The organism is Aequorivita sp. CIP111184, assembly GCF_900489465.1.
In the GTDB taxonomy this organism is placed as follows: domain Bacteria; phylum Bacteroidota; class Bacteroidia; order Flavobacteriales; family Flavobacteriaceae; genus Aequorivita.
This window is the reverse complement of sequence record NZ_UEFQ01000019.1, coordinates 148,909-159,967: the sequence shown is the minus strand read 5'-3', so window position 1 is coordinate 159,967 and position 11,059 is coordinate 148,909. Positions and strand designations below refer to the sequence as shown.

The 11,059-nt window shown below is 38.0% G+C and carries 11 protein-coding genes; 3 read left to right on the top strand and 8 right to left on the bottom strand.

The features are described from left to right. From AEQU1_RS08645 to AEQU1_RS08630, 4 genes are all read right to left on the bottom strand, one after another. A partial coding sequence (locus AEQU1_RS08645) for an HYR domain-containing protein (RefSeq protein WP_181566740.1) occupies positions 1–3,042 on the bottom strand: 3,042 nt, incomplete at its 3' end. A 609-nt stretch (positions 3,043–3,651) separates the two neighbouring features. Next, positions 3,652–4,311 (bottom strand): uracil-DNA glycosylase family protein, encoded by a 660-nt coding sequence (locus AEQU1_RS08640; RefSeq protein ID WP_111880412.1) that lies wholly within the window; start codon positions 4,309–4,311, stop codon positions 3,652–3,654. A gap of 62 nt (positions 4,312–4,373) precedes the next feature. Beyond that, complete coding sequence (gene yaaA, locus AEQU1_RS08635) at positions 4,374–5,135, bottom strand: peroxide stress protein YaaA (RefSeq protein ID WP_111880410.1); 762 nt, start codon at positions 5,133–5,135, stop codon at positions 4,374–4,376. A gap of 78 nt (positions 5,136–5,213) precedes the next feature. Further along, positions 5,214–5,759, bottom strand: a complete 546-nt coding sequence (locus AEQU1_RS08630; RefSeq protein ID WP_111880408.1) for a DUF3124 domain-containing protein — start codon at positions 5,757–5,759, stop codon at positions 5,214–5,216. A gap of 101 nt (positions 5,760–5,860) precedes the next feature. Here AEQU1_RS08630 and AEQU1_RS08625 point away from each other — a divergent pair, with 101 nt between their 5' ends. Further along, positions 5,861–6,709 (top strand): hypothetical protein, encoded by an 849-nt coding sequence (locus AEQU1_RS08625; protein WP_111880407.1) that lies wholly within the window; start codon positions 5,861–5,863, stop codon positions 6,707–6,709. A gap of 1 nt (position 6,710) precedes the next feature. On the opposite strand, the gene AEQU1_RS08620 is transcribed toward AEQU1_RS08625, so the two are convergent. Beyond that, a complete protein-coding gene (locus AEQU1_RS08620; protein ID WP_111880406.1) occupies positions 6,711–8,186 on the bottom strand; it encodes a potassium/proton antiporter in 1,476 nt (491 codons plus the stop codon). Positions 8,187–8,329: 143 nt separating this feature from the next. Between AEQU1_RS08620 and AEQU1_RS08615 the strand changes: the two genes are divergently transcribed. After that, on the top strand, positions 8,330–9,127 hold the full coding sequence (locus AEQU1_RS08615; protein WP_111880404.1) for a HipA family kinase: 798 nt from the start codon (positions 8,330–8,332) through the stop codon (positions 9,125–9,127). Beyond that, positions 9,105–9,488, top strand: a complete 384-nt coding sequence (locus AEQU1_RS08610) for a DUF3037 domain-containing protein (protein ID WP_111880402.1) — start codon at positions 9,105–9,107, stop codon at positions 9,486–9,488. Before AEQU1_RS08615 ends, AEQU1_RS08610 begins: the two co-directional genes overlap by 23 nt. Here the strand turns inward: AEQU1_RS08610 and AEQU1_RS08605 are convergent. The 3 genes from AEQU1_RS08605 to AEQU1_RS08595 form a co-directional block, all read right to left on the bottom strand. Beyond that, entirely contained in the window at positions 9,483–9,860 is a 378-nt protein-coding gene (locus AEQU1_RS08605; protein ID WP_111880401.1) for a PH domain-containing protein, read from the bottom strand. The two genes, AEQU1_RS08610 and AEQU1_RS08605, sit on opposite strands and share 6 nt — an antisense overlap. A 27-nt stretch (positions 9,861–9,887) precedes the next feature. Beyond that, complete coding sequence (locus AEQU1_RS08600) at positions 9,888–10,367, bottom strand: DUF4251 domain-containing protein (RefSeq protein WP_111880399.1); 480 nt, start codon at positions 10,365–10,367, stop codon at positions 9,888–9,890. Positions 10,368–10,549: 182 nt separating this feature from the next. Next, entirely contained in the window at positions 10,550–10,942 is a 393-nt protein-coding gene (locus AEQU1_RS08595) for a response regulator (protein WP_111880397.1), read from the bottom strand. Between the last annotated feature and the right edge of the window lie 117 nt (positions 10,943–11,059).

Genomic DNA, 11,059 nt, shown 5'->3' with positions numbered 1-11,059 from the left:
AACATCTGTATTTGTATTTGCGTAGGAATAAGTAATACCCCAAGCGTTAAGCGTTCCTGAATCACCAGCGACAGCATCAGAAATAGTAATAATCCAGTCACCCATTGTGCTTTCACCGTTGAAAGCAGCAAGTGGGTTGTTAGGAGTGAAAGTACCATCAATTGTTGGTACGCCTGCACCACATTGGGTTTCTACTGCGCCTGTACCTGCATCATCAAGTGTTGCAAGGATATCATCACCACTACAGCCAAATCCTGTTCCGGTATAACCTGGACGGTCAACGATCGTAACGACTGTACCTGTAGGAGAAGTAATTGTTGTAGTAACATCACCTACCCAAGTATGTGAAATATCTAGGTTTACATTTAAATCTGTTATAACAACATCTTCAGTTATTGTAAGTATAGAGGTTGTTCCAACTGGATCACCATCTGGAATGGCCAATCCTGGGCTATCAGATGCAGTTTCAGAAACTGTTGGTTCTGGACCGCAAGTAATAACTGGTGCTGTAATGTCAATTACATTAACGACAGCTGTACAGGTAGAAACGTTTCCACTGTCATCGGTAACGGTTACCTCAACAAGGTTTTCGCCAAGATCAGCACATGTGAAATCTAGACCTGAACTAGCAACTGTTTCATAATGAACAGTACCGTTCCAAACGCGAGGAGTGAATACAGAACCTGTAAACAATCCAGTAACTGCAGAACCTAAACTAATTGATAAATCTGCATTGTCATAACATTGGTTTCCAGGACATCCTGTACCATTTGTATAAGATTGGCCTACGCCTGTTGTTACTACCGCAAAACCATAAGTGGTATTTGCCGAAAGAACTACAGGAGCACTAAGAACAACATTGCTAGGTAGATCTGTACCGGCACCGGTTCCAGAACCAGTTGCTGCGGCAGCGCCCCAAGCACCTGGATTGGTCTCATTGCCCACATACGTACCCTCAAGAACATATAGGTCTAAAGTGAAAGCAGTTGTAGCGCTTGTATTGATATCCAATTCGGTTACTTCAATATCTGATGGCCCTACGGTTACATCATACATTACAGCCCATCCTGAAGATCCACCATTATTTGTAGCGAAAAGTGTACTCAAAGAACCAGTAGTTCCTCCACCAACACCGCCAGCGGTGATCGTGTAGCCACAAGCTTCGTTAACACCAGTAACAAGATCATTAGGATCTACACTGGCCATACCGTTCGCGTCAAGGAAAACGTCAAGTCCGCCACCTGTGGTAGCTTCGTAGGTCAACAAGAAATTGTCAACACCAGCTCCCCAAGCCCAGTCACCTTCGTCATCATAAGTAAAACGCACTTGAAATGCAGGGTTTGCGAATGCAGAAACATCAATATCTCCAGTGTTTACCGGGGTAACGTCCATTTCATCAATAAATAATACTTGTTGCCAAGCAGCACCATCCCATACCTCAGCTTCAAATGTACCTGAGCCTATAAAATCCTGTATTGCGTATTCAAAAGAAAGTTGCACGTTGCTAGCTCCCGTAAGATCATATGCAGGAGAAACAAGTCTTACAAGGTTTACTTCACCATTACCAGCAGCATCGTCATCAAAGATTGCGGCATTGGTAGCAAAGTTAGGTCCTAAAGGCATAACATTTGAACCAAAAGTCCAATCTGCACTACCACTTTCAATTACGGTTGACCAGCCTGATGGGATAGTCGCACCTTCAAAATCTTCAGATTCGGTAAATTGACCAAAACCTCCAATACAGAAAACTTCTGGAGCCGTAACGTCTTGAATTGTAACTGTAGAAGTACAAGTAGCTACATTCCCTGAGTTATCGGTAACTGTCATTACAACTGTATTTGCACCAGTCATAGAACAATCAAAAGATGAAACATCTAAGGTCATAGAGGCAATACCACAATTGTCTGTAGAACCATTGTCTACATCAGCACCAGTAATACTAACCATACCGGTTATTGGATCAAGATCCAAAGTTAGGTTTTGGCATACTGCTACAGGAAGCTCGTTGTCAATTACTGTAACGTCAAAAGAACAATCAACTGTGTTTCCATCGCTATCAGTAACAGAAAGTGTTACGGTAGTGCTACCAACAGGGAAAACAGTTCCGCTTGCTGGAGTAGCTATAATATCACCGGAAATGTTACCATCTTCAACATCGAAGGCAACACCCGTAAAGTTAACAACTGCACCACAAGTTCCTGGAGCGTTGTTTGCTACAATGTCAGCTGGACAAGCAATTACTGGAGGGTTACCAACAACAGGTACCGGGAAACCAGAAACGTTAAGTTCAAATGTACCAGTAGCTCCTCCAAAAGAATGAACTAATACATAATATGTAGAAGAACCATCTGTGGTAAAATTCACAGCACTCTGAACACCACAGGAATCATCATTTCCCGTAACACAAGTAAAGGTTCCACAACTACCTGAATAAACAGAAAGCTTAGTATCATAAGATGTTCCTGTACAAAGACTCAAATCTACAGTACTTCCTGTTCCCGAAACATCAGTAAATTTGTACCAAACACCAGGTGAAGAAATTGAAGTTACACAAGTTGGAGCTACATCAGTTGTTGCTCCAACTGACGTACCTACAATTACGCCATCACCAGTCACTTCAATAGCACCTGCGCAAAGATCGTTTGCTGGTGCCGGTGGCGGTGGTGATATAAGTTGAACGCTGGATGTAAAACAAGATTGGGCAGTACCGCAAGTAGGAAATAGACTACTGTGTATGTGAGATCTAAGTGTTGTTACTGTAACACCAATAACAGTAATAGGAGACGGACCAAAAGCAATAACATTGTTGCTGGTGTCGGTAATTGTAATAGAAGCAGCCGTAGAGGTAAAAGTGTAATCTTCACCAATTAACAGACCGCTTACTGTACCGTACTCGCCACCAAAGTTACAGGTCGTAATACTCTGAACATTTCCAGAATTATTAGACACAGCAGTGCCAAAGGGCGAAGTAGCAATACATTGACTAAAAGAACTCCCAATTGCAAATAAGAGCAATAAGAGTGTTAACGTAATTTTCTTCATAATTTAATAATTTTAAATTTATAGTTACTAGTTAAAATGTCGTTAAAAATACTTTAAATTATTGCTAATTACAAATTAATCCTAAAAACTAAACTTTTATATATTTAAAAAATTTTATAGCTAGGCGAAAGCAAAAAAATATTTTCATTATAAAAATCTCACTATGAGCTATTTAATTCGTTTCATGAAAAAAGCCTTCAACATAACTCTTATTTTTTCAACACTTATGATTTTTTGTTCAGAAACTTCAAAAAAGAACAATATTTAGAATAATCTGATAATGCAACTTAAAAAATCTTTCGCTTAAAGAAATTGAGATGGTTTCCAAACCTGTTTTTCAGATTACAACAACAATGAAGACCTAGACCTTTTAGTAACCGGCGCGTGGATGGCTCCCATTTCTTTCACCAATAATAATGGAAAGTTTACAAAAAACGAAACCATAATTGGCTCGAAAACACCGAGGGCTTGAGGTTTATCGTAAGTGCCACCGATTTTTAATTTTGCGCTTTAAATTTGGCAAACCTAACAGATCTCTTAAACCTGTTAGGTTTTTACATTTAAGTATTTGGCTTGACCCAACCCCTTAGCGGAGAGTTTTAATGGTATTTAAAAGAAAGGTCGGTACTGCTCTACCCGAAAATCTATTGTAGTAAGCTCGGGATTTTCATCTTTCATTTTTTTATAGCCGGAAAGACTTCCCACTGCTCTATTTGCTGCGCCCGAAGGTGCAATCAATGAAACGGTATTTACAGTTCTACCATTTTCTGGCAACTGGAGTGTGTGGATACGAGGCACTTCATTAGAAATCAGCTTTAATGGAATATTATAATCTTTTAATTTTCTTCGGAAGAAATATTCCGGACCATTTTTACTGTTACCTCCAGTAAAAAGTAGTGTGTCAATTTTAGGATTTTCCTGAAGTACTGCAACCAAATCGCGCAGTTTCACTTCCAACATACCTATATCTGAAGCATCAATTTTTTCTCGCTTCGCTGAAGCGACCATATCGCAAATGCCGATACCCCTATTTATAAGAAAATGTTCGCGTTGTTTTATGGCTTCGGCAGTTGTTTCAAATTTTAAATTTAAACCGAAGATCTTGTCCAAAATCACCCATAGTTGCCCGTCACGGCTCCCGTAACAAAAATCTACATCGCCCGCTTTCAATTCCCCTGTAGTAAATCTTGGCGGCGGCAGAGTGCCAACAATTAGTTTGGTTGCGTTTGCGGGAATAAAAGGCTTGTATGGATGTATGTGGTGGAACAAAATGATTGACGATTGTAGATTTATAATTGTTGATTATTAATTGTTAAACCGCAACTTGAAACCTAACGTATAAAAACTGGCTCATTCGCCTTCTCTGTATATTGTTCGCTATAACCATAACCATCATAATCAAACCCCTTTAATTCGTCCAAGGATGTAACATTTTTATCGATAACGAAACGCGTCATACTACCGCGCGCTTTCTTTGCGAAAAAAGAGATTATCTTCAATTCCCCGTTTTTGAAATCTTTAAAAACTGGAGAAATTACAGGTACCTTGAGTTTCTTTTCGTCTATAGCGTTAAAATATTCTACACTTGCAAGATTTAAGAAAAGTTCATCATCTTCCAACTCTTTGTTTAAGGTTTCTGTCAGTGTTTTTTTCCAAAAGGAATACAAATCTTTTTTACGATTTACGGGAAGTTTTGTACCCATTTCCAAACGATAGGGCTGCATTAAATCCAACGGCCGCAACAGCCCGTACATTCCCGAGAGAATACGAAGCGAATGTTGCAAAAGATCAATTTTTTCAGAAGGAATTGTGTAGGCATCCAACCCCGTGTAAACGTCACCAGCAAAAGCATAAACTGCGGGACGGGCATTTTCTTTTGTGAATGGGGTATTGAATTCTTTATAACGTTGGTAATTGAGCTCCGCTAATTTATCGCTAATGTCCATCAATGTGCCGATAGCTTTTTTGCTTTTCCGCTCCAGTTTATTGTTTATCATTTCGGCTTCTTCCAAAAACTTGGGTTGTGTGGCGCGTGTGGTGGGAAGTTTGGATTCAAAATCCAATGTTTTGGCTGGGGAAACTACTATTTTCATTAAGAATACTTTTTCTTCAAAAATAAAGAAAACTATTGGGATTGGGGATTTGAAAATTTAAACCTTAAAGAATACGGTTTATTCAATTCGTTTTCCCTGAGTCGTGAAACTCAATCCTTGCGAACCTCGTAAAGAAGTCATTATTGCCTCAAAAAGCGGTTCGGGAGTTTTAGGCTCTGCTGCCCATTCAAAAATAAAATTGGCCCCGCTACCACCCTGTTCATCGGTTTCATCTATTACAATTTCAACTGTTTCCAAAGGATTTAGTTGTATTGGCTTTTCGAAATAATTTCGTATCAATTCCCCTTTAGTGTTGTAATATTTAGCCGTTGAAATATAAATTGTGCTTATATCGCTCACATTCCGCAAACTGACCATTGCAGTTAGGTTCTGCGATTTTTCCATCGAAAAACTGTAAATGTGCGAATAGATACTCAAATAGGTTTTTCCATGTTGCAGGGAATCTTTCTGTATTCCCGAAATTTCTGAATTAACATAATGATCTTCCCAATGATTGTCATGGTAGGAACTAATTTCCTTTGGTTCATTACACGCCCAAAACAATCCCAAAAGAAATAGTAGAATTAAAATTTGTGATATTTCTTTAAAGAGTTTTTTCACCATTTTCAAAGTTAATTGAAAAATAGTAATTCTCCTTTTAATATTTTGATTGCTTTTAAATCACATTTTGTAGCTTCACCTAAATTAATTGAAGTAATCAAAATTTGAAAAAACACTATTTTCCCGTTTATACGCAAGTAAGCCAAAAACCTATTACTTGCTTTAAAAAATTGCCTGCCGAAGTTTTTAACTATCCCTTTTTTAACGATGCAGTTACTTTGTTGCATCCCACTAATTCTTTTAGAAAAGAGCTCGATCTAAATGTTGGATCAAATTTTCAAAATTCCGAATCCTTAAACTTAAAAGGTTTTATATTTCACACTTCGCATTGTGGTTCAACCTTACTGGCGAATATGCTGGGCGTTTCAAAAAAAACACGGATTGTTTCTGAAACGGAAGCAATAAATGGCTTGTTGCTTTCTGCAGTATTTTATAAACTAGAGGAAACAACTCTTTTGAAAAATCTAAAAACGATAATTTCGGACTATCTAGAACCATTGGGGGAAACAGAACAAGTTATCTTTAAACTTACCTCATGGAATATTTTCTTTGTAGAACTTTTTCAGAAAGCATACCCCAATGTACCGTGGATCTTTATTGACAGGAAAACAGAAGATGTAGTTAAAAGTCTTTACAAATCTGGCCGTGGTTTTGTAGAATGGTTTTATCATCCCACAACGGTACTTCAGGACTATTTTTTAGGTAATAAAAAAGAGAATGTATCCTTTGAAAAATATCTTACGGCGATGGTAGAGGCACATAAAAGTTTTGCTGCAAACGCGGACTTCGGAAAAAATAAATTTTTAGAATATCCTTCTTTTATTGCGGAGTTTGAAAGTAAGATACTTCCACATTTCGAATTGACTTATTCCCAAGATGAACTAGAAGCCGCAAAGGGGATGGTCAAATATAACGCAAAGATTTTTCCGAAAACCCTCTATAATTCAAATTGAATTACAACAAATGCTCATGAATGTTTAAGGATTCATATACATTTTTAATTCCCTTTTTGGAGTCTGAGAGCACGATCAACATATCGTCTTCATTTATCACCGTAGCGCCATTGGGAGTGATATATTTATCGTCCCTTTTTATCATCGCGATAATGGCATTCTTAGGAAATTGAATATCGACGATTTTTTTGCCGACCGCCAAATTCCCGTTGTCAATTCCAATTTCACGCATCTCTGTTTTTGGATGCTCCAACAGAAATTCATCAGAGGCACTTCTTGGTTTCGCTTTTTCGGGCAGACCAACGCCCAACCATTTTGCCACAATAGAAAGCGTGGTGCCTTGTATTAAAATTGATGTAAGCGAAATAAAAAATACGATATTAAAAATCATACTAGCCTTATCAATCCCCGCAAGTAATGGATAGGTGGCAAATACAATTGGCACAGCACCCCTCAATCCCACCCAAGAAATATAAAAACGCCGGCGTAGTTTCATTTTAAACGGTATAAGACTCAAAAAAACACTAATGGGCCGCGCTACAAACATCAAGAAAAGGGAAATTACAAGGCCAATTCCAAACACAGGCGCAATATGTGTGGGAGTAACCAATAACCCCAAAGTAAGAAACAATACAATCTGCATAAGCCACGCGAGCCCATCAAACATTTTTAAAATGGTTTTTTTATGAATGAGATATTGATTCCCTAAATAAACGGCACAGATGTAAATAGCCAAGAAACCATTACCTCCCACAAAATCGGTTGCGGAAAAAGTGATAAACATTAAAGCAATTACCAATACCGGATACAAACCTTCAAAATCCAACTTAATCCTGTTAATCACAATTTTGCTTAATTTTCCAAAACCAAAGCCCGCGATTCCCCCAATAATCATTTGCTGTAAAAACAGCGGAATCATTGAAGCCACTCCTTGATTATCATTAATCACCAATCCCAAAAAAGCAATAGTGAGCACATAGGCCATTGGGTCGTTACTCCCACTTTCCATTTCCAAAGTAGGTCTTAAATTGGTTTTAAGTGCAAGATTCTTGGAGCGCAATATTGAAAATACCGCGGCTGCATCTGTAGAAGAAACTATACTACCCAATAACAGACTTTCATAAATAGTAAAATCTGTAACGTAATACACAAAAGTTCCCAAGGTAACAGCGGTAAGTAAAACCCCTAAAGTTGAAAGTGCTATTCCTTCCCTTAAAATGGGTTTAACCGTTTGCCAATTTGTATCCAAACCTCCAGAGAACAATATAAAATTTAATGAAATAACACCAATCAGTTGCGCAATTTGCGGGTCGTCAAAACTGATACCACCTATACCATCTTCACCGGCAAGCATCCCAATTCCCAAGAAAAGAACTAAAGTAGGGACGCCAAATTTATAAGAAGTTTTACCTGCAATAATGCTTATAAAAAGCAATACAGAGCCCACAAGTAAAATGTTTTCAATGGTTAAATCCAATAACTTTCAGTTTAATGATTCACAATTTTAGCAAAATACGAATTTAATATTTCAAAAATAAAAGCAGACAAATTTTAAAACCAACAAAACATCTTGTCATAATTAGAGCATCATATTAACAAATAACTCTAATTTTGCAGTCAATGGGAAGCAAAAAAATAGAACTCCGAACTGTAAACGTAACGCGTTATATAACTCCGCTTCGAGAAGGAGGTTCATTACCTGCTTTGGCAGAAGCAGATGATGATTTTAAATACGTTTTAAAGTTTCGCGGCGCAGGCCACGGCGTAAAAGCTTTGATTGCGGAATTACTGGGTGGTGAAATTGCAAGAACGTTGGGACTACAAGTGCCCGAACTGGTTTTCGCCAATCTAGATGAAGCTTTCGGCCGTAGTGAAGGTGATGAAGAAATTCAGGATCTTTTAAAGGGAAGCCGCGGACTCAATCTGGCGCTTCATTTTCTTTCGGGCGCACTTACATTTGATCCCGTTGTAACACAAGTTGATGAACAGCTGGCCTCGAAAATTGTTTGGCTGGATGCATTTACAACAAATATAGACCGCACCGTAAAAAATACCAATATGCTCATTTGGCACAAAGAACTGTGGCTAATAGATCACGGTGCTACTTTCTATTTTCACCATTCGTGGGACAATTGGGAAAAAACGGCCCTAAGTCCTTTTCCATACATAAAAGACCATGTTTTGTTACCTCAAGCAACTTTAGTTGAAAAGATAAATGATGAAATGGTAGCGCTTCTCCCCGATGAAAAGCTTAGGGAAATAACAAACCTCATCCCCTCAGATTGGCTAGATTGGGAAGGTTCAGAAATGGAAGCTGATGCAATAAGGGAAGTGTATTTTCAATTTTTAATGCAGCGAAGAAACCATGCTAATAACTTTGTAAAACAGATTCAGGATGCCCGGGAGACACTTGTATGAATATGCGGTAATACGTTTGGTACCCCGCGTAGAACGTGAGGAATTCCTGAATGTTGGAATCATTCTTTTCAGCAAAGGGGCTAAATACTTAAATTGCAAACACCAGATTGATACTGAAAAACTAAAACTCTTTTCTTGCGAACTTGAAGTGGAAGAGATTGAAAACAATTTAAAAGCCTTTGAGAAAATTTGTTCCGGCTCCAAAGATGGTGGCCCTGTAGCAGTTTGGGAAAAGTCTGATAGATTTCGATGGCTTACAGCTCAGCGCAGTTCTTCATTACAAACCTCACGGCCACACAATGGTTTTAGCAATGATTTGGAAGCTACCTTGCAACGTCTTTTTGGGGAATTGGTTTTATAAAACCTTTCCTGCTAAATATTTCTGCACTTCGTAAATATCAATGCTTTTATTGAATTTTTTACTCACCGTGGGCAAATCTTCACTGGAAATCCAAATTTTAAGCTCCGCGTCCAAATCAAATGTTCCTGCGGTTTCCAACGAAAATCTGGAGATATGCTTATAAGGAAGACACTTATATTCTGCCTTGCTGCCCGTTAACCCTTGTACATCAATTAAAATCAAGCGTTTGTTTGTAAACATAAAAACGTCCCGAAAAAGAGAAAAACCCAGTTCTACCACTTCACCCTCAATTAAAAGACGCTCGTATTTTTCGTTTAGTTTTTCTGCGGAAACCTCACTGGAGTTTCCCAATATTTTGTTGAATATACTCATTTGTTCAATTGTTTGATTTTAAAAAACTTACCTCTGGATTTTTACAATTTCACCTTGATAGGTAATAGTCCCGCGATCATTACTACTTATGGTAAGAGAAGCATAACCGGAACTGCTCACGGAAATCGAGATGGAATAGGTATCCCTTTCACCCTTTACATCAGTATTTACTTGATATTCATTGTTGCTTTCAATAGTAAAATTTTCAGGTTTCCCTTGAAATTGCATGCCTTTGTCACGTCCCAAGGCCATGCCGCTATACCCTCTTCCGTAAAAAGGCATATTACTGATTACCTCCTCGGGCGAAAATGTAATTGAATAACCACTACCAACTAAATCTTTCGTGGGCCCACTTAAGGGAATTGCGGTATTTGCAATAAATTCAAAACTCTTTGACTTCAATAATGTCTCTATTGGAGTTTGTACTTTTTCAGTTTTATCTTGCGCGTTTGCACTACCGAACATAAAGAGAACAAGTAATGCATAAAAAATTCTTAGTGCTTTCATAATTCTTTCTTTTTAAAATCTAGAACAAGGTTTATGCCAATAATATTTGTTAGATCCAACCGAAGTCTAGCCCATTTTATTGTCGATATAGAATTCTAGTAAAACCTACTAAATACTGTTACCGTTTCCAATCCTGCAATTCTTTTAAATGGCATCAGCTATTTCGAAATATAAAATCAGGACTAAAAAATACCGCGAACAATACTAGTAGACAAAGGCTTGGACAATAAACCCTTTACTAACGGATTTGCCTCAGCTTTTTCCACGTCTTTCTGTTCGATGGATGACGTAAGAATATAAAAAGTAAACTGTTCCCGTATGTGTTGTGAAAAACTGTTGAAAATTTCTAAAAAATCCCACCCTGTAAAAACCGGCATATTAATGTCAAGAAAAAGTATTGTAGGCGTAGGTGATTGGTTGTCTAGATAGCAATCTCTTATAAACTGAAGGGCGTCTTCAGGATCTACAAAAGTTTTAATTTCTGTGATGGAAGAAAATCTACGCAGAGAAAATTCGCATATCATATTACTGGTACGATCATCATCGACCACAATAAAGCGTTCAGGTAATTTCATATGGGGCTTTAAACACGTATAATCATTCACGCATTCAAGGAATGGCTGGCTTGATGCTGTATCGGCATTTATATCGCCGATAAATATACTTAATTGTTATAGCAGGGCAATTGCATA